The 18,609-nt window shown below is 58.7% G+C and carries 15 protein-coding genes; 7 read left to right on the top strand and 8 right to left on the bottom strand.

Going from position 1 to position 18,609, the window contains the following annotated elements:
- Nucleotides 1–24: 24 nt before the first annotated feature.
- The 3 genes from ABIB60_RS05035 to ABIB60_RS05025 form a co-directional block, all read right to left on the bottom strand.
- Entirely contained in the window at nt 25–909 is an 885-nt protein-coding gene (locus tag ABIB60_RS05035; RefSeq protein ID WP_354578152.1) for a carbohydrate kinase family protein, read from the bottom strand.
- Between the two features lie 199 nt (nt 910–1,108).
- The gene (locus ABIB60_RS05030) at nt 1,109–2,434 is read right to left on the bottom strand and encodes a sugar porter family MFS transporter (protein WP_354578150.1); all 1,326 of its coding nucleotides are present in this window, start codon (nt 2,432–2,434) and stop codon (nt 1,109–1,111) included.
- A gap of 295 nt (nt 2,435–2,729) precedes the next feature.
- The gene (locus ABIB60_RS05025) at nt 2,730–5,495 is read right to left on the bottom strand and encodes a substrate-binding domain-containing protein (RefSeq protein WP_354578148.1); all 2,766 of its coding nucleotides are present in this window, start codon (nt 5,493–5,495) and stop codon (nt 2,730–2,732) included.
- Between the two features lie 422 nt (nt 5,496–5,917).
- Here ABIB60_RS05025 and ABIB60_RS05020 point away from each other — a divergent pair, with 422 nt between their 5' ends.
- The 7 genes from ABIB60_RS05020 (at nt 5,918) to lpdA (ending at nt 13,429) form a co-directional block, all read left to right on the top strand.
- Nucleotides 5,918–7,573 (top strand): M1 family metallopeptidase, encoded by a 1,656-nt coding sequence (locus tag ABIB60_RS05020; RefSeq protein ID WP_354578147.1) that lies wholly within the window; start codon nt 5,918–5,920, stop codon nt 7,571–7,573.
- A gap of 305 nt (nt 7,574–7,878) precedes the next feature.
- Nucleotides 7,879–8,586 (top strand): Crp/Fnr family transcriptional regulator, encoded by a 708-nt coding sequence (locus tag ABIB60_RS05015; RefSeq protein ID WP_354578145.1) that lies wholly within the window; start codon nt 7,879–7,881, stop codon nt 8,584–8,586.
- 416 nt (nt 8,587–9,002) lie between these two features.
- Entirely contained in the window at nt 9,003–9,380 is a 378-nt protein-coding gene (locus ABIB60_RS05010; protein WP_354578144.1) for a hypothetical protein, read from the top strand.
- Nucleotides 9,381–9,541: 161 nt separating this feature from the next.
- Nucleotides 9,542–9,988 (top strand): hypothetical protein, encoded by a 447-nt coding sequence (locus ABIB60_RS05005; protein ID WP_354578143.1) that lies wholly within the window; start codon nt 9,542–9,544, stop codon nt 9,986–9,988.
- A gap of 68 nt (nt 9,989–10,056) precedes the next feature.
- A complete protein-coding gene (locus ABIB60_RS05000) occupies nt 10,057–10,755 on the top strand; it encodes a carboxypeptidase-like regulatory domain-containing protein (protein WP_354578142.1) in 699 nt (232 codons plus the stop codon).
- A 187-nt stretch (nt 10,756–10,942) separates the two neighbouring features.
- The gene (locus tag ABIB60_RS04995) at nt 10,943–11,401 is read left to right on the top strand and encodes a hypothetical protein (RefSeq protein ID WP_354578141.1); all 459 of its coding nucleotides are present in this window, start codon (nt 10,943–10,945) and stop codon (nt 11,399–11,401) included.
- Between the two features lie 621 nt (nt 11,402–12,022).
- A complete protein-coding gene (gene lpdA, locus ABIB60_RS04990) occupies nt 12,023–13,429 on the top strand; it encodes a dihydrolipoyl dehydrogenase (protein ID WP_354578139.1) in 1,407 nt (468 codons plus the stop codon).
- Nucleotides 13,430–13,493: 64 nt separating this feature from the next.
- On the opposite strand, the gene ABIB60_RS04985 is transcribed toward lpdA, so the two are convergent.
- The 5 genes from ABIB60_RS04985 to ABIB60_RS04965 all read right to left on the bottom strand — a co-directional run bounded on the left by ABIB60_RS04985 (nt 13,494) and on the right by ABIB60_RS04965 (nt 18,430).
- Nucleotides 13,494–14,144 (bottom strand): hypothetical protein, encoded by a 651-nt coding sequence (locus tag ABIB60_RS04985; protein WP_354578138.1) that lies wholly within the window; start codon nt 14,142–14,144, stop codon nt 13,494–13,496.
- A gap of 246 nt (nt 14,145–14,390) precedes the next feature.
- Complete coding sequence (locus ABIB60_RS04980) at nt 14,391–16,064, bottom strand: hypothetical protein (RefSeq protein WP_354578137.1); 1,674 nt, start codon at nt 16,062–16,064, stop codon at nt 14,391–14,393.
- Between the two features lie 238 nt (nt 16,065–16,302).
- Entirely contained in the window at nt 16,303–16,770 is a 468-nt protein-coding gene (locus ABIB60_RS04975) for a cold-shock protein (protein WP_315997208.1), read from the bottom strand.
- 282 nt (nt 16,771–17,052) lie between these two features.
- Complete coding sequence (locus ABIB60_RS04970; protein WP_354578135.1) at nt 17,053–17,670, bottom strand: pseudouridine synthase; 618 nt, start codon at nt 17,668–17,670, stop codon at nt 17,053–17,055.
- A 100-nt stretch (nt 17,671–17,770) separates the two neighbouring features.
- Nucleotides 17,771–18,430 (bottom strand): head GIN domain-containing protein, encoded by a 660-nt coding sequence (locus ABIB60_RS04965; protein ID WP_354578133.1) that lies wholly within the window; start codon nt 18,428–18,430, stop codon nt 17,771–17,773.
- Nucleotides 18,431–18,609 lie beyond the last annotated feature (179 nt).

Raw genomic sequence — 18,609 nt, 5'->3', positions numbered from 1 at the left:
AAAACGGAAAAGCAAATCGGGTAATCAGGTGGCGGAGGTGGTCGCCAGAGCCAGCACCTGCGCCTCCGAAATGGCAGGAGTAGCGCCCTGGCAGCTGGCCACCAGGGAGCCCGCCGCACAGGCAAAAGCCAGGTAATCGGGGGGGGGGTGGCCAGCCAGCCAGCCCCGCAACAGGGCCGCCAGAAAAGCGTCCCCGCTCCCAATGGTATCCTGCACCTGCACCACCAGCCCGGGGCTGCTGTACAGCTGCTGATCCACCCACAGCACGGCCCCATCGGCCCCCTTGGTCACGCACACGGCCTGCAGCTGAAACCGCTCGGCCAACCAGCGCAGGGCCGTGGCTTCATCGGCGCTGGCCCCAAACCAGCCCATAATTTCTTCCAGCTCGTGGTGGTTGAGTTTCACTACATCGGCCTGGTTGAGCAGGTAGCTCACCACGTCGCGGGAGTAGTGCGGGGGGCGCAGGTTTACATCGAATACCTTGAGCGAGGCCTGCTGGAGCAGGCGGTACAGGGTTTCACGGGAGGGGGCGTGGCGGGCGGCCAGGCTGCCGTACACGAAGGCATCGGCCTGCTGCACCAGCTCGCTCAGGGCGGCATCGTACTGGATGTAGTCCCAGGCCACGGGCTTCACAATCTGGTAGGTTACCTCCATGCTGTTACTCACGTTGGCCTTCACCACGCCCGTCAGGTGGGTTTCCCCCTGCTGCACGTAGTGGGTGCTAATGCGCTTAGACTCCACAAACGTCAGCAGCTCGGCCCCTAAATCATCATGACCTACGCGGCTGATAATGTGCGCCTCCAGCCCAAAGTTGTGCAGGTGAACGGCCACGTTCAGGGGCGCTCCACCGGGCTGCTTGCCCGTAGGCAGCACGTCCCACAGCATTTCTCCAAAACAAGCAACTGGCATGGGATAGTAAAGGAATTAAGTACCTGAAAACACTAGTTTGTGAAACCTGCCGAAGCGGAGAAGCGGGGGTGACCGTGGGGCTATACTCACCAGCAGCGCCGGGCCTGGAGTGTGCTTGTTGCAGCAAGCAAACGGCCCCAGCTATACCCACTTCGGCAGGAATGGCAAGCTGATTTACTGTTGATTGAAGAAGGTTCTGTTAGTGCATGACCAGCCGGTTTTCCACCTGCTCTAGGCTGCTGCCCTTGGTTTCGGGCATCAGGCGGAGCACAAACAGCAGCTGGAGCACCATCATGGCGCAGAAGAAGGCGAAGGTGTGGCCTCCGCCCAGGCGCTCGGCGAAGTAGGGGAAGGTGAAGGCAATGACGGTGGCCATTACCCAGTGCGTAGAGGAGCCCAGCGCCTGGCCCTTGGCCCGCACTGCGTTGGGGAAGATTTCAGAGATAAACACCCAGATAACAGCCCCCTGCGAAAAGGCGAAAAAGCCGATGTACACAAACAGCAGCACCGGCACCAGGTAGCCATTGAACTGCTGAGTGTAGAAGGCCTGGGCCACCAGCCCCAGCGTCGCAATGAGCCCCAACGAGCCCACCAGCATCAGCTTGCGCCGCCCAAACCGGTCGATGACATTGACGCCGAGCAGGGTGAAGATGAAGTTGACCAGCCCGATACCCGCCGACGAAAGCAGGGCCGCACCCTGGCCCAGGCCCGTCATTTCGAAAATGCGCGGGGCGTAGTAAATAATGGCGTTGATGCCCGAAACTTGGTTAAAAAAAGCAAAGGCCACAGCCAGCAGCACCGGCGTGCGGTACTGGCTGGCCCATAACGATTCGCTCTGCCCGGTAACCGTCTGCGCCTGCGCCGTGAGGATGGCGGCCACGTCAGCGTCCACGGTGTCGGGGCTGATGATGCGCAGTACTTCCCGGCCCTCGTCCAGGCGGCCGTGCAACAGCAGCCAGCGCGGGCTTTCGGGCACCTGATAGAGAAACAGCAGGAAGGCTGCCGCTGGTAGGGCCTGCACCCCCAGCATCAGCCGCCAGGAAATATCCCCGGTGTTGGCCAGCAGATAGTTAGATAGGTAAGCGGCCAGAATGCCGAAGACGATGTTAAACTGAAACAGGCCGACCAGCTTGCCCCGGGAATTGGCGGGCGAAATTTCGGAGATGTACAGCGGAGCAGTTACGGAGGAAGCCCCCACACCCAAACCACCCAGAAAACGGAACACCATAAACAGCACCCAGCCCGGTGCCAGCGCCGCCCCCACCGCCGATACCAGGTAGAGCACGGCAATCCAGCGCAGCGTCTGCCGCCGCCCCAGCTTGTCGGAGGGGATGCCCCCGAACATGGCCCCCAGCACCGTCCCAATCAAGGCGATAGAAATGGTGAAGCCGTGCTCAAAAGCACTCAGGCGCCAAAGCTGCTGAATAGCTTTTTCGGCCCCCGAAATTACCGCCGTATCGAACCCGAACAGGAAGCCACCGAGGGCCGTGACGATGGACCAGAAAAAAACTTTGCGGTGAATCATGGGAGACTTGGGCTGAGCGTTTCCCAAATGTTGACTTCCCCGCCGGCTACGGCCTACTGCATTCTTTCAAATGCGTGCAGAATTCTTACAGTGTGTCTTTTTGTTAAATACATAACTGATAATCAATATATTATAATGATATTCTGTAGAACGTAAATACATTGATCTTCAAAAATCCGACACGGTCTGTAGAATTTCTGCAGGTAGAAAATTGCGCTTTACCCGTTCCGTAGGAATAAAAACAGCCCGTTGCGCAAAGCACAACGAGCCAGCCACCACCACCAACCGTCCGCGTTTACATGGCGGTGTGCAGGGCCTTAAATTCGGAAGGCGAAACCTGGTACTTGGTCTTAAACAAGGTGGCGAAGTAAGAAGGAGAGGAGAAGCCCGTTTGGTAAGCTACCTGGGCCACCGTGCTGCCCTCCTGGAGTAGCAGCTGCCGAGCCTTGGTGAGGCGCAGGTTCTGGATGCAGTCGGTAACGCCGGTGCCCAGCAAGGCCTTCACTTTGCGGTACAGCTGCATCTGCGACACCCCCAGGCTGCGGGCAATATCATCCACGCTCAGGCCAGGCCGGTCCAGGTTGGCTTCAATAATGGCCGTCAGGTCCGCTAGAAATTTCTGATCCACGCGCTGGGGCGCCACCGTAGCCGTATCCACCGACAGCTCCCGGCGGAAATGCTCCCTCTGCTGGTCCCGGTTGCGCAGCAACGTGCGCAGGCTTTCTACCAAGAAGGTAGGGTTAAAAGGCTTGGTCAGGTATAAGTCAGCACCGGCCTGCACGCCTTCAATCTGCTGCTCGGGGGCATTTTGGGCCGTGAGCAGCACCAGCGGAATATGGGAGGTGCGCCAGTCGCCTTTGAGGGCCGTTACCACGGCTAGGCCGCTTAGCTCCGGCAGGTTCACGTCGCACACAATTACGTCCGGAATGGTTTCGTGGGCCAGGCGCAGGCCGGTGGCTCCGTCGGCGGCAGTGCTTACCTGGAAGTGGGGCTGCAGCTTCTGTACCAAGAAGGCGCGCACCTCCTCATTATCTTCAACAACCAGGGCGGTAGTAGCGGTGCGGGTTACTGAGGTATCCTCCACTGCTAGAGCGGGCTCGGTATCCAGCAGATCGTCGGGCACCAGGGGGAGGTGGGGTAGCGCCTGCTCGGCATCCAGGAACGTGGCGGGCTTCTCCAGGGGCAGCGTGACCTCAAACGTGCTGCCGTGGCCGGGCTGGCTCCTAAACGACAGGGTACCCTCGTGCAAACGGGTGAGGCCATCGGCTAGGGCCAGCCCCAAGCCCGAGCCGTTGGCCGAAGGTTGGCTGCCCTGGTAGAACCAGCCCAGAATATGGGGCTGGTCCACTTCGGCAATGCCCCGGCCGTTGTCCTCCACACTAATGCGCACGGTGTTGGCAGCCGGGTTGCGCTGCATACTCACCACCACCTGGCCCCCGTCGGGGGTGTATTTGAAGGCGTTGGAGAGCAGGTTGGAAAACACCTTGTCCAGAATATCCCCATCAAACCAGAGCGTAATAACGGGCTCGGCCGGCAGAAAACGGAAGGTAATGTTGCGCCGCAGAGCCGTTTTCTCAAACACATCCATCAGCTCCCGCACAAAGGCTACCAGGTTGCCCTGAGTGGCGCGCACGGCCATTTTGCCCACGTCAATTTTGCGGAAGTCGAGCAACTGGTTCACGAGCTGCAGCAGGCGCTGGGTGTTGCGGCGTACCAACTGTAAATCCTGGCGCTGGGCTGCCGCTAGCTCGCTGGAGTTGCTGAGCAAGTCCTCCACTGGCCCCAGAATAAGGGTAAGTGGGGTGCGCAATTCGTGGGAAAAATTGGTGAAGAACCGCAGCTTGGCCTCCGACGACCGGCGAGCATCCTCCGCTAGCTCGGCAATCTGGTTGCGCTGGGCACTGATTTTGGCGTTCTGCTCTTCCAGCACTTCCCGGATGCGGCGGTTGATACGCGAAGAGCGCCACGCCAGCGCCCCCAGCAGCGTGGCTACGGCCAAACTTGCCAGCAACAGATACACGGCAACTTTCTGGCTGGCATAGCGGCGCATTTGCTCCCGCAGGCGGCGCTGCTGCACTTGCAAATCCTGACGCTGCGCAGTGAGGGCCTCCGTTTGCAGGCGCATAGTGCCCACATTGGATGAGTCAATTATCATGGTGCTCAGTACATTATCCTTGAGGTAGGGCTCGTGGCGCAAAATGCGCAGGGCCGTCCGGATGGCTTCTTCTCCCCCAGTGGGGTAGAGTAGCGTAGCCTGTAGCACCCCGTCTTCTACCAGCTGCAAGCCGTTGCCGGGCCCCGAGAGACCATCTACCCCGATAATGCGCACCTGTTCCACTCGGCCCAGCTGCCGCAGCACCTGGTGGGCGGCACGGGCCATGGGGTCGTTGTGGGCAAAAATCAAGTTGATGTCAGGATTGGCTCGTAGTACGGCTGGCAGGCGGCGGAATACCGAGGCCGGTTGCCAGTTGCCCTCTACCTGCGCTGCCAGCCTCACCTGCGGATACTCCTGGAGAGCCTGCCGAAAACCCCGGTCCCGGTCGGTGGCGGGGGAGGAGCCGGGCGTGCCGGTGATTTCCAGCACTTGCCCGCGCCCATTCAGCAACTGGGCCGCGTAGCGCCCGGCGGTGCGCCCTACCTCCTGGTTGTTGCCGCCCACGTAAGCCGTATACAGGCGAGAAGTGGTGCGCCGGTCCAGAATTACCACCGGAATACCCTGATTATACGCCGCCTCCGCCAACGCCGTAAGCGGGCCCGATTGGTTGGGCGAAATCAGCAGCAGGTCTACTTTCTGCCGAATCAGCTCCCGCACCTGCCGGCGCTGCAGGTCACTGTCGTTGTTGGCATCCAGCATCTGAAACTGCACGTTCGGGTGGAAGCTGAGCTCCTTTTCCATGCCGGCCAGCATGGCCCGACGCCAGGCGTCATTGGTGGTGCACTGCGAAAAGCCGATGCGGTACACCGGCTCTTTCGCCTCCGATGTGCAGCCCCCCAGCCAGAAGCTCAGCAGGCTGAGCGCCAACACATGAAGCCACACGGTTTTAATTCCTACAAAGCTCAACGGGGGCAGATTGGTTGAAAGGGTGGCGGCTAGGTTGGTACAGTTGCCAGGTGTGGTACTCAGAGCGGGAGGAACAAGTAAGCGAATGGTAACGGAAGTACGCTGCTTGGTAAGATAATAGTCTGTCGCCTGTTTTGTTCTGCTTGCTCTGCTGCCAAGCCTTGACTATCAGGTTACAACGCATGCTGTAAGCGGGCGGCGTAGAGGAGTGAGGCTGCTGGTATATGGAGCTGTAAGGCTCCAGAACCCCGGGCAGTAGCCAAACAACACGGTTCAGCTTGGGAAAAGTAGCAATAAACCCCCAGTTCCTGGAATCAGGTAGCTCTTCACCCTAATAAGGTAGCGGGTCTGAAAAACCGCCGCTAGTGCAGCGTTTCGCCCGGGGTGCCGTTCTTTGCTTTGTACCCAACGTGAGTATTGCCGTGCGTTTTCTTCTCAGCGTGATTTTCGCCAGCCTGCTAACCACTGCCCAGGCTCAGCTTCTGCAACCCAAAGCCGCCTACACCCGCGCCGATTCATTACGGGGCTACCAGTCGGCGCTGCGCACCTGCTATGACCTGAACTACTACCACCTGGATGTGCAGGTGGACCCGGCCCGCAAAGCCCTGCGCGGCTCCAACGAGTTCCGCTTCACGGCCACTCAGGATTTCAGCCGCCTGCAGTTTGATTTGTTTGCCAATCTGAAAGTGGAGAAGGTGGAGTACCAGAACAAGCCGCTGCCCTTCACCCGCGAGGCCAACGCTGTGTTCGTCACGTTTCCGGCGGTAATTCAGAAGGGCAGCCAAGCGGCCTTCACCGTATTCTACTCCGGCCAGCCCACCGAGGCCAAACAGGCCCCCTGGGATGGTGGCTTGGTGTACGCCCAGGATGCCAAGGGCAAGCCCTGGGTAGCTTCGGCCTGCCAGGGGGTGGGCGCCAGCATCTGGTGGCCTTGCAAAGACCAGCAGGTTGATGAGGTAGATTCCATGCTGATCAGCGTAACGGTGCCCAAGGGCCTCAAAGACATATCCAATGGCCGCCTGCGCCGCACCACGGCCCTGAAAGGCGGTGCCACCCGCTACGACTGGTTTGTGGGCAACCCCATCAATAACTACGATGTGGCCCTGAACGTGGGCGACTTCGTGCATTTCGGTGATGAGTACCAGGGGGAGCAGGGCCGCCTTACGCTGGATTATTGGGTGCTGCCCGAAAACTTGGCCAAAGCCAAAACCCAGTTTGCCGCCAACGTAAAGCCCATGCTCAAAAGCCTGGAGTCGTGGTTTGGTCCTTACCCTTTCTATAAGGATGGCTATAAGCTCATTGATGCGCCCCACCTGGGCATGGAGCACCAGAGTGCCGTAGCCTACGGCAACAAGTACCTGAACGGCTACCTGGGCCGCGACCGGTCGGGCACGGGCTGGGGCGGTAAGTGGGACTTCATCATCATTCACGAAAGCGGCCATGAGTGGTTCGGCAACAGCCTTACCAGCCAGGATATTGCCGATATGTGGATTCATGAGTCGTTTACCACCTACTCCGAGGCCCTGTTCGTGGAAAGCCAGTTTGGTAAAGAGGCGGCCCAGCAGTACATCCACGGGCAGCGCCGCAACATCCAGAACGACGCCCCCATCATTGGCACGTACGGCGTAAACCGGGAGGGCTCCTCCGATATGTATGACAAAGGCAGCAATGTGCTCAACCTAATCCGGACGGCTTATGTGCCCGATGATGCCAAGTGGCGGGAGCTGCTGCGGGGCCTCAACAGGCAGTTCTTCCATCAAACCATTACCACGGAGCAGGTCATTGGCTACTTCAACCAGCAGATCGGCCAGGACCTGACGCCGGTGTTCAACCAGTACCTGCGCCACCCAGGCCTGCCGGTACTGGAGGTGCGCTTCCCTAAAGAGGGCCCTGCCCAAGCCCGCTGGATTGCCAATGAAGCTGGGTTCAGCCTGCCTGTGCGCCTGCGGGCCAAAGGCGGTAACTACCAATTAGTGCCCGTGTCAACCAAGTTTCAAACGTTCCCTGTTCCCAATCTGACACGCGAGAATATGGAAGTGGATACGCAGAATTATTATATTGGAGTACTGGCTGAATAAATGCTGGCGAATTGTTTTATTTTGCTACTGCCCCGTTCATTATGGGAAATTTGCTAGCTGAGCTTACCGCGTTGAATTCGTGACCATAAAGAACTTTATAATTGTTGAAAATGTATATTTGGTGCGTTTTAATCATTCTTTAATCAGACGGCTGGGTTTAAATAGTTTCTCTGCTGATTTAAATGGTTAGGTAGTGCGTTGAATGAACTGTGAAGAAAAATGGTATTATTCTACAATAAAGAAAGTAAGTTAATAAGCTGTATGAAGGCTTTGCCAACTGTGCTTTCTGCAATCCTGTCACAGGTATGGTAGCGCCCTCCGTTCCGCTCACGTGTGAGGCTTGCCCCAACTTTGAACGCTCCTTGCTGGGAGCCTGCCAGCACGCGGAGCTGTCGTTGGTGGCGGGGGGCAAGCTGCACCAGGCGTACAGCAAAGGCCAGGTGATTTTCCAGCAGGGGAGCCGCGCCGTGGGGCTGTACTGCGTGTACCAGGGCAAGGTGAAGATTTCCAAGCTCAGCGCCGATGGCAAAGAGCAAATCATCAGGCTGGCCCGCGAGGGTGACGTGCTGTGTTACCGCTCCCTGATGATGGGGCAGGTGTGCACCACGGCCGCTACCGCCCTCACCGACTGCGTGGTGTGCCTGATTCCGCGCCCCGATTTTTTCAGCTTGCTGGAGCAGAACTCCCAGTTCTCCAACTCCCTGCTGCGCCTGATGGCCCGTAACCTGGGCGAGGCCGAGGAGCGCCTGCTGCACACGGCCTACAAACCCGTGCGGGAGCGGCTGGCCGAAGCTCTACTGCTCCTGTACCAAGCCTTTCAGCCCGACACCGATACGCCCTTCAGCATTCCAGTTTCGCGCGAGGACCTAGCCGCCCTAACCGGCACAACCAAGGAAACCGCCAGCCGCCTGCTTTCCGAGTTTCGGGATGAAGGCTTGGTGGCCACGCAGGGTAGCCGCATCACGGTACTTTCGCAGCCCAGGCTGAACCAGCTGGCCAGCATGTACAACTAAAAAGCAGCTTCGCCAAAACCGGGTTTTGCTCTTCTCCGTACCTCCCCAGGCAGTGAAAACTACCTGGGGAGCTTTGTTTTTGCCCAAGTTGTGAGTAAACTTGCTGAAATAGCATTATTTATATCCCAATATGGGTTCCCGCGCTGTGTGAGCCGGGAAAAGTTTGATTACAATCATTTTATTAGTTGATCTGCATCATTTCTTTTCGGAGAGGAATGGAGGAGTTTTGTAGAGCAAGTCAGCTTGTTTTTCAGTCGGTTAACCCGGCCAGACAAGTAGCTGTCTTTTGCGCTTGCACTAACTCTATATCCAGTACCTGAAGGTCAACGCGTGGGCCGGCAGAGCAGGAAGGGCAACAGCAGGCGCGAGGCAGTGGTGGCTTTTCACTTCCACACAGTTTCACTTCCCCCTGTATCATGGCTTACTCTACGAACAACACCGCTGGTAAAGTAGTACAAGAAATCATCAACGACCTGCCCGGCCTAGTGGCCGTGGCCGTGGTAGATACTACCTCCGGCATGAGCCTGGCTTCGCACACCAACTCGCCCAGCATCAACCCCGATACGGCGGCGGCTTACAACACCGAGGTGGTAAAGCAGAAGCAGAAGGCTATGGCCGCCCTCAAGCTCACCGGCGAAGTAATTGAGGACATTCTGATTACGCTGTCGAACCAGATTCACCTGCTGAAAATCACCGAAAACAACAAGTTCATCTACCTGGTGGTGAACTCGCGGGATACCAACCTGGCCATTGCCCGGGAAGTGCTGCGCAGCCACGCGCCAGCCCTGAACTAGTAAGCGGCTGCGGCTCCCTTTACCGGGGCAGCACACCCCCCTGGTGGCTGCCCCGGTAGAGCCGGGCCTGGGCCCCTGGCCCGGGCAGCCGATGCTTCGGCCATACACCGGCTCGGCCGGGAGCGGGCGGCTGGTACGCAACGCTTTTGGTGGCCTTCCTTATGCAGATTCCTTTCCTGAATCAACTTCAAACGCTTACCGGTCCGCCCATCAATAAGATTGTGGGCGTGGCCCCAACCGGGCCCGTACGCACGGCGGCTGAGCAACTGCTGCAGCACGTACTGCACGGGCTGCCTGAAATGCTGGCCGCCGCCGTGGGGCAGATATCTACGGGCCAGCTGCTGGCTTCTTATACCACGGCCCGGGAGTTTAATCCGGCCAAAATTATTGGGTTCAATGCCGAGGTAATCCGGCAGCAGCAGCAGGCCATGCGGGCCCTGCAGCTCCCCCCCGATGAACAGCTCACGGAGCTCCTGATTACCCTGCGTACCCAACTGCACTTGCTGCGGCTCCTGCCCGATGGGCAACGGTTTTTGTACGTGGCCGTGGATTGCCGAGACACCAACTTAGGTATTGCCCGGGAGGTAATGCGCACCTGCGAACCATGATGCGGTAGAGGTGGCACCCGTTCTCAGGCAGTTGTTTCTTTTCTCACCCCTTACCCACTACTGCTTGTATGAAACTTACTGCTTCTCCCTTCAACCCCACTACCGGCGAGCTGCTGCCGGTGTACCGCGACGCCTACCTGCGCGGCGACCTGAGCAAAGCCTCCGCTAAAGCCGTGGAAGCCTATCTGCACCGCGACGCCGGCCAGGCCCACGAAACCCTCACGCGCTGGCAGGACCTGCGCGCAACCGAGGAAGCCGAAACGGCCCCTACCTGGGTGCAGAAACAGCTGTTGTATATCCGCACCGAGCCCGTACGCTTCCGCCGCCGCGCTACCGGCCTGGTAGCCTCGGCCGTACTGGTGGGCACCATGGTATTTGCCGGTACGCGCCTGCCCTCCGAGCGAATCCCGCTGGCCGATAGCACCCCCGTAGAAGCCATAGCCACGCCCGTTGAGCTAGCCGAAGCCACCTTGACCAGTGCCGAAGCCAGCAGTGCCCGCACCATGGTTACCGTGCGCGGCCGCATCCTGGACGAAAACGGCGACCCGCTGATTGGGGCTACCGTATTGCAGCCCGGCAGCTACCGGGGCGCATCTACCAACGCCCAGGGTGAGTACGTGCTGCAGGTTCCGGTGGGTACTACGGCCCTGCACTATGGCTACGCGGGCTACCAGGATGCGCAAGTAGGCGTGAAAACAACTGGTAAAGCCGACGTAACGCTGCACCCCCGCGCCAAGGCCGGCAAACGCCACTGGTGGCAGTTCTAACTAGTATGTGCTCTGGCGGCTTGGCTGTCGGAACGGTGTAGAGAGAAGTGAATCCATGTCCCGTAATTGAACAACGCGGAGCTGTGCGCGCCGACCAACTTCAAATCGGCCACGCCGCTTTCCTCCCATTCTACTGGCCACTGGCTGTCAGCGACGCATTGTATTCGTTCGCCCTTTTTTACTCCGCGTGAAGCCCAAATCATACCGAAAGAAAGCTACCCGGCAACCAGCCCTGCATAAGCGCCGAAAAGCCCTGGCCCGGCAAGCAATGGAATTGGTTAACCAGCTCCGCCTGGAACTGCCGCTGGCCCTGGCGGTAACGGTAATCGATATGGCTTCGGGCGTCAGCCTGGCGGCGTATTCGGCCACTCCTGCTCTCGATTGGTCCACGGCGGCCCGCTTTCAGGTGGGACTGGTGCAGCGCAAGCACGAGGCGCTAGCGGCCCTGGGTCTGGCCAACGAGCAGATGCAGGATATTCTGATTACGCTGTCCAGCCAGCTGCACCTGCTCCGCCTCACCAGTACGGGCGAGCAGCTGATTGCCTTGGTTGTGGATGCGCAAACCACCAACCTGGCGCTGGCGCGGAACATTCTTCGCACGCTGGCCGAGCAGCTGGAAACGGCGCCGGCTCTGCGCGCAGCCTAACGCGAAGTGCTGCTGCAACGCCGCCTGGGTAGCTGCAGGGGAGCCGTTCGGGCGGCCCGGAAGTGAGGCGGCGCTTCGCTCTTTTTTCAGGGTTACGGCCCAACAAAAAATCGACAGAAAGAACCGGTAGGTTAACCACCGGCGCTGCATATCCGCATTCCGCCCGCAACGGAAGCCGGTTTTTTGCGCTGCTCTGTTGTTACAACGGCTCCCCCGCCGGCCCCGGCCGGTAGAGGGAGCCGTTTGGCGTGTGCGCGAATGAGTGAGAAGGCCTCAGAGCGGTTCCGGTCCGGCGGGCGCAGCCCGTCGGGCCGGTTGTCGTCCGGCCCACCCGCACCACGGCGTAGCAACGAGCCCACGCAAATAGCGTCATCCGGAGCCGCACCAAGGATCCTACCACAGCTGTGCGACCCAGGCAAATACGAAAGGGCCTTTCGCTTCACTAAAGATGGTAGGCAGGGTATGCCCCGCCGACTTCCTAGGCAGTTCCACCGTCAGCACGCGGCAACCGGCCCGACGGCTTGCAGCCGCCGGACCGGAACAACTTCACAATTTCCCCACTTCACAACTTCACCATCCGTACCTTCGCGCTTAGTTGATTCTCACCGAATTCACCCTAGCATGAACCAATACGACGTTACCGTTATCGGCTCCGGCCCCGGCGGTTATGTGGCGGCCATCCGCTGCTCCCAGCTCGGCCTCAAAACGGCCCTCATCGAGAAATACGATACCCTGGGAGGAACCTGCCTCAACGTGGGCTGCATTCCCAGCAAAGCTCTGCTCGATTCGACGGAGCATTTCCACAATGCCGGCCACACCTTCAAGGAGCACGGCATTGAGCTGAGCGACCTGCAGATCAACATGAACCAGCTCATCGACCGCAAAAACGGGGTGGTGAAGGCCAATACCGACGGCATCCAGTTCCTGATGAAGAAGAACAAAATCGACGTCATCCACGGCGTTGGTTCGTTTGTCGATAAGAACCACATCAGCATTGCGCCCACGGCCGGCGGCGAGGCCCAGCAGATTGAGACCAAAAACGTCATCATTGCTACCGGCTCCAAGCCCACCGTGCTGCCCTTCATCCAGCAGGACAAGCAGCGCATCATCACCAGCACCGAAGCCCTGAACATCCGCGAGGTACCCAAGCACATGATTGTGATTGGCGGCGGCGTAATCGGGCTGGAAATGGCTTCCGTGTACGCCCGTCTCGGCGCGAAAGTGTCGGTGGTGGAGTTCATGGACTCGCTCATCCCGACTATGGACCGCGGCCTGGGCAAGGAGCTGAAGCGCATCCTGGGCAAAATCGGCATCGAGTTCTTCCTGAGCCACAAGGTAACCGGCGCTACCCGCGAGGGCGACGCCGTGACGGTAACCGCTACCAACCCCAAGGGCGAGGAAGTGAAGTTTGAGGGCGACTACTGCCTAGTGGCCGTGGGCCGCGTGCCCTACACCGCGGGCCTGAACCTGGAAGCTGCCGGCGTGCAGATGGAAGAGCGGGGCCGCATTAAGGTGGATGAGCACCTGCAAACCAACGTGCCCGGCATCTACGCCATCGGCGACGTGGTGCGCGGGGCCATGCTGGCCCATAAGGCCGAGGAAGAAGGCGTGTTCGTGGCTGAAACCATTGTGGGCCAGAAGCCGCACATCAACTACCTGCTCATCCCCGGCGTGGTGTACACCTGGCCCGAAGTGGCCGGCGTGGGCTATACCGAAGAGCAACTAAAGGAGCAGGGCAAAGCCTACAAAACCGGCTCGTTCCCGTTCCGCGCCTCGGGCCGCGCCCGCGCCTCCATGGACCTCGACGGCTTCGTGAAAGTGCTGGCCGACAAGGAAACCGACGAAATCCTGGGCGTGCACATGATTGGCCCCCGCATTGCCGACCTCATTGCCGAAGCCGTAACGGCCATGGAGTTCCGCGCCTCCGCCGAGGATGTAGCCCGCATGAGCCACGCCCACCCCACCTACGCCGAAGCCATGAAGGAAGCATGCTTGGCGGCTACTGAGAATCGGGCGATTCACATGTAATTTCGGCGCTTATGCTAGAAACCAAAGCGGCTGCAGCTCTTATGAGTTGCAGCCGTTTCTATGTCTATTTCGTTAGCTTCATTGAAACGTGCGGCTGATACCACACATAGAGCAGCTTTTCTAATTCTTGCGTAGAAATAGACTTCCCAGTTTCATCGTATGCTTTCGTACTGCGCAACACCTTACGTTTCCTATAGTCTGTAACCAGCTCCGTTGGGTTGAGCACAGTTGCTTGCTGTGTATATCTTACTTGACCATTCGGATAATAAGAAGTTACAGTTTGCCTAAGGCTGTCTGTTTTACTAGCAGTCCACTTTTCAAATAAGTAAGGCCCAATAGCATCTTGGTTTTCGTCGAGATATTCTTCCCTGTATAGTATGTTGCCGTGGTCGTCATATACAATTGAGTCTGTGACAATACCACGCCATCCTTTGGCTGCCTGCCCTACATATTTATGCCGCCAAACTCCTGTTTCTATGAAAGTAAAAAGGCCTAAAGTGTCCTTGATTATTATCAGTTTACCTAGTGTTGAATCCCCGTTTTTATTTGTGCCATGCCAATCTTTACTGATTTGTTTCTGAACTTCTATCATCTCTTTCTCAGAAGCACTTAGACTATTGTAGTACCAATAATCCCGTGTGTTTTTGTACGGGCTGAAAACTGTGCATCCTGAGGTAATCAGTAATACACACGCACTGTAGGAGAAAAGCCGCATTAGTCAGAGGAAATGATAATTGCTATATGTACTGTGACGCAAAGTAATATAGAAATGCTGCTGCTGCCCCAACCAAACACTCTCATCATCAGCATATACATCCATCCGGCACAACCGAGCGAGTACATAAGCACTGCTAGGCTCCAAGCACCCCAATACCATTCCCACTGCTCAATTCTGGCGCGGAAGTAGCCGCCCTCACTCGGCACAGCCAAGCGAATGCAAAATTCAGAACGAAAGTGAATCTCACGTCTTCTGCACCAGCTTAAACCCGTCCTTCGTCACTTGGTACTGCTGGCCCTGGATGGTGATGGTTTCGCCTTCCAGCAGCTTGCTCAGGTTCTCGATGTCGCCCTCGATGGTGTGGAGGGTGAAGCCGTGCTTGCGGGCTAGGGCGAGGTAGCGCGGGTTGATGTAGTCGCGGACCCCACAGAGGATGATGCAGACGTGGGCGGTGGTGTTTTTGAGCAGCTTGGCGTCGCGGGGGAAGGTGTAGTTGTCGGCTAGCAGGATGAGCTCGGCCGAGTCGGGGGCGGCGGCCAGCTGTTGGGCGTAGAGCAGGGCCTCAGCGTCGTTTTCGGGCGCGTCGCCGCCGCCGCCGGCCTTCATGGTTTCAATGAGCTTGTTCTTGATGGCCTCGTAGCTGTCGGTGCGCACATGGTAGAGGCCGCCGGTTTTGCCCACGCGCTTGTCTTTGTCGGGCTGGTCGTTGCCGTCGTTGAAGAACACGAAGGTTTTCTCGTCTTCAAGGGCGCTAAGCTGCAGCCAGGCCAGCAAATCGTAGGTGTAGGGGAACATGCTGCCGGTTACGTCCGTCACCACCACTTCCTTGTTCCACTCGGGGTGGCGCTGCAGCACCCGGCTTACCACGTTGGCATCGGGCGGCAGGGCCAGTTCCTCGGAGGCGGTATCGGCGGCGGCCAATAGCTCGCCTTTCTTGGTGATACGCGCGTCGCAGTAGTCCTGCTTGTGCTGCTTGTTCTTGTGCTTGAGAAATACCCGGTATAGCCGGGCAGCCGAGTCGGGCAGGGCGAAGTGGGTGAAGCCCATATCGGCCGGGCCCAGCAGCTGCAGCGGCCCAATGGGCAGCCGAATGGCCCCGGTAGCCAGAAACGGAAACATCTTCCTATCAATCGGGAAGCCGGTGGTAAAGGCCACGCTTTGCCGAATGGCGTCTTCCAGCTCGGCCACGCACACGGGCCGGGCGGTGGGCAGGAGTTTCACCTTCTGCACGGTGCCGCGGGCGTCCACTGTCAGCTGAAACTTCACTAGTTGGGCCTCACGCTGGGGGCACTTATACAGGCGGCGCAGGCTGCGGGCCATCTGCCGGTTGGTGTAGCGGGAGCCGGGCAGGTTGCAGGCCACCTTCTTGCCCTGGGACTTCTTACTGGCTTTGGGCCGCTTCTTATCCAGCACCCGTAGCTTGCGGGTGAGGCTGTCGAGGTCGGCACGGCTGGTGGCGGCGGTGGCGTGCCGGGCCACGTACACCACAAACCCGTGGAAAAACGGCTGGCACTCGGCAGGGCTATTGCAGCCAGTCTGTTCCACCAGCGTCCACGTCACCGATTCATCCTGCAACAGCCCCGGCACGGCGGCAGCCAGGTTACGGATGCGGCTCAGGTTAAGCTGGCGCTGGTTGAAGCTGGGGTTGAGCCGAAAAGCGGTATATACCAGGTCAATGCGTACAATATGGCGCTCCTGCAGGCGCAGGGCCTTCAGTTCAGCCCCCGAAAAGGTAGCCGGCAGTTGCAGGGCTTCCAGGTCGGGAAGGGGCTGGTAGCGGGCCGTGCGATAGGCGTTCAGCTGGTCATAAAAGGCGCTCAGGTCGGGCTCGGGCGGCGCTGTTTGGGCGCGGGCCACAGCGGATAACAGGTAAAGCAGGAAGCCACAGAGAAAAGCCCGGAACGATAGAGGAAGCATGAAATAAACTATTGCATTGCACTAGCACGCAAAATAGGGGTTTGCCAACAACCGGCCCACTGCGCACGCAGACAGCAGCGCAAAACTCAAACAAGCCATGTGCGCCACGCTCAATTGCTGCCAGGTAAGGGCGCAAGTCACTGGGCTGGGCGCCACCCGCCGCCACTAAAAAAGACGACGGCCACTCTATCCAGAGCGGCCGTCGTCTTGCTATACAAGCGGAATGTAGCGGTAGAGCTTATGCGGTAGGGGCTAGTTTCACACCCACGGCGCTAGGGCCTTTCTGACCCATCTCCACCTCGAAAACTACTTTGTCGTTTTCTTTGAGAGGAGCCGAGGTTTGCACCTGGTTCACGTGCACGAATACACTCTCGCCGGTAGCCTTGTCCTTAATAAAGCCGTAGCCCTTCGATTCGTTGAAGAACGTAACCGTACCAGTCCGGATAGGGTCCTCGTCCGACTCCACCACGCGGGCGGCGCCCAGCTGAATATCCTCCAGCTTAATCTCCTGCTTTTTCCGGTTTGGATCGGGAGGAGTGGAGCTGATGTTGCCAAACTCATCTACGTAGGCCATCATCTCGTCGAGGCCCTGGCCTTTCTTGGCGTTGGCCTGGCGCTCTTCTTTCTTCTCTTCCTTGTCCTGACGTTTTTTCAGGCGTTTCTTTTCATTTTCCCTCTTGCCGAAGGTGGCTTGTGATCTACCCATTCGAGTGTTTTAGTCAAAGTAAGTGGCCGCCCTAACAAACAGGTACGGTCAGCGGAGTATAATGGAGCGTAACCAGAATAGGACAATCCGGAGCCCGACAAGGTTCCGGGCGGATACTATTCTGTTGGTACGGGCCGCTGGGTGCAGCAGCCGGGTACTACCAAAGCAGAGAATCGCCGGCTTAGAGAAAGTGCCGGAGTGGGTGGCCGGTGCTGAAAGCAGTAGCAGATGTGCTAAGAAAGGCAGTAAAGGTACTCTAAAAACGGCAATATTTCTGCTTGTTCAGCGCCCATTGTTAGGGGGGTGCGCCGTCGTATTCATTACCGGAAATTCCGCTACCTCCCGCACTTCGCCGGGTTGCATATCCGTGAGCCAGATGTTACCCACCCGTACCCGCACCAAACGCAAGGTAGGGTAGCCCGCGGCGGCCGTCATCTTGCGCACCTGCCGGAATTTGCCCTCCGTTACAATGATGCTGACCCAGCTGGTAGGGCCATGCCGCTCGTCGCGGATTTTCTGGCCCCGGGCCGGTAGGTTTGGGTCGGTGGCCAGGCGCCGCACCCGGGCTGGCAAAGTGTGGTAGAGCACGCTACGGTGCGCAATTTCAATGCCGGCCTCCAGCTGCATGATGGCCTCGTCGGTGGGAATGCCGTCTACCTGAGCATAGTATTCTTTCTCCACGTCCTTACGGCGAATTTGCTCACTTACCCGGCCATCGGTGGTAAGCAGCAGCAGGCCCTCGCTGTGCTCATCGAGGCGGCCCACGGCCATGGTTTCCGCCGGAAAATCGTGGAGGGTTCCCAGGAATTTCTTCTTGCGGGCCTCCCGGGCACAGTTGCTCATAAACTGGCTGAGGTAGCCGTAGGGCTTGTATAGCAGGAAGTGGCGGTGCGCAGTCATGGGGGCAAAGGTACCGCGTTCCGGCTGGGCCGCTTCCTGGCTCCCACGAAAAAGGCCCGGCAGATCAGTCTGCCGGGCCTTTGCAAGAAGGAAATGGTGACTACCGGGTGAGGCGGGGTTTGCCTTTGTAATGCACGTCGCTGGCACCGGAAGCGCGGCTTTGCAGCTCGTCGGTTACGGCTACGTAGGCATCGGAGGCGCCACTGGCCTGTACGCTGGCCGTGCGGCTCTGCAACTCGTAGCCCTTGTAGTCGCTGCTGCCGCTGATGGTAATCTGCTGGCGCTCGGCCTGGCCTGTCAGGCGCAGGTCGCTGGCCCCGCTGGCGGTGGCCGTGAGGGTTTTCACGTTCAGGCGCATGGTTACATCGGAGGCCCCGCTGGCCCGGATGGTGAAGGTATCGGCCGTAAAGGTGGTTTCACTTTTCACGTCGCTAGCCCCGCTTACTTCCACGCCGGTAAGGGTGGGGCAGGTGATGTACACGCTTACTTTCTTGTTGGACAGCAACGACGACAGGCCCTGGTCGCGGTACATGAGCAGGGTAGCGCCCTTCACCTCCGTGTGTACGTGCGTAAGCACATCGGGCTCCGCCTCTACCCGTACTTCGGTGGTGCTGCCTTGCTTGATATATACATCAATGGCGCCGCTGGCTTTCAACTGCTGAAACCCGCTAACCGGGCGCAGCTGCTGGGCCTGGGCCTCCGGGCCGGCTGCCAGGAGGGTAATGGTACTGGCAAAAGCGGAGAGGAAGAACGTTTTCATGGGAAAGATGGGAAGAAGTGGAGGATGAAAGCCCTGATATCGGGCAGATGCTGGGGCTGGACCAACCGTTGCCTGGGCAGCTACTTTTTATAGCCAACTCAGCCGTAACCCTCACCGAAGCTGCGCCGTATCAGCCCCCAAGCCTTTGCAATCTGCTATATAGGGCGGGTTGCTGCGTA

The sequence above is a fragment of the Hymenobacter sp. UYP22 genome (assembly GCF_040547285.1).
In the GTDB taxonomy this organism is placed as follows: Bacteria; Bacteroidota; Bacteroidia; order Cytophagales; family Hymenobacteraceae; genus Hymenobacter.
Note: the sequence above shows the minus strand (reverse complement) of the source record. Positions and strands in the feature narration are given on the sequence as shown.

Bases quoted from the DNA above. Each gene is read 5' to 3' on its own strand.
- ABIB60_RS05035 (WP_354578152.1), bottom strand. From the start codon at position 909: ATGCCAGTTGCTTGTTTTGGAGAAATGCTGTGGGACGTGCTGCCTACG.
- ABIB60_RS05030 (WP_354578150.1), bottom strand. From the start codon at position 2,434: ATGATTCACCGCAAAGTTTTTTTCTGGTCCATCGTCACGGCCCTCGGT.
- ABIB60_RS05015 (WP_354578145.1), top strand. From the start codon at position 7,879: ATGGTAGCGCCCTCCGTTCCGCTCACGTGTGAGGCTTGCCCCAACTTT.
- ABIB60_RS05010 (WP_354578144.1), top strand. From the start codon at position 9,003: ATGGCTTACTCTACGAACAACACCGCTGGTAAAGTAGTACAAGAAATC.
- ABIB60_RS05005 (WP_354578143.1), top strand. From the start codon at position 9,542: ATGCAGATTCCTTTCCTGAATCAACTTCAAACGCTTACCGGTCCGCCC.
- ABIB60_RS05000 (WP_354578142.1), top strand. From the start codon at position 10,057: ATGAAACTTACTGCTTCTCCCTTCAACCCCACTACCGGCGAGCTGCTG.
- lpdA (WP_354578139.1), top strand. From the start codon at position 12,023: ATGAACCAATACGACGTTACCGTTATCGGCTCCGGCCCCGGCGGTTAT.
- ABIB60_RS04985 (WP_354578138.1), bottom strand. From the start codon at position 14,144: ATGCGGCTTTTCTCCTACAGTGCGTGTGTATTACTGATTACCTCAGGA.
- ABIB60_RS04980 (WP_354578137.1), bottom strand. From the start codon at position 16,064: ATGCTTCCTCTATCGTTCCGGGCTTTTCTCTGTGGCTTCCTGCTTTAC.
- ABIB60_RS04975 (WP_315997208.1), bottom strand. From the start codon at position 16,770: ATGGGTAGATCACAAGCCACCTTCGGCAAGAGGGAAAATGAAAAGAAA.
- ABIB60_RS04970 (WP_354578135.1), bottom strand. From the start codon at position 17,670: ATGACTGCGCACCGCCACTTCCTGCTATACAAGCCCTACGGCTACCTC.
- ABIB60_RS04965 (WP_354578133.1), bottom strand. From the start codon at position 18,430: ATGAAAACGTTCTTCCTCTCCGCTTTTGCCAGTACCATTACCCTCCTG.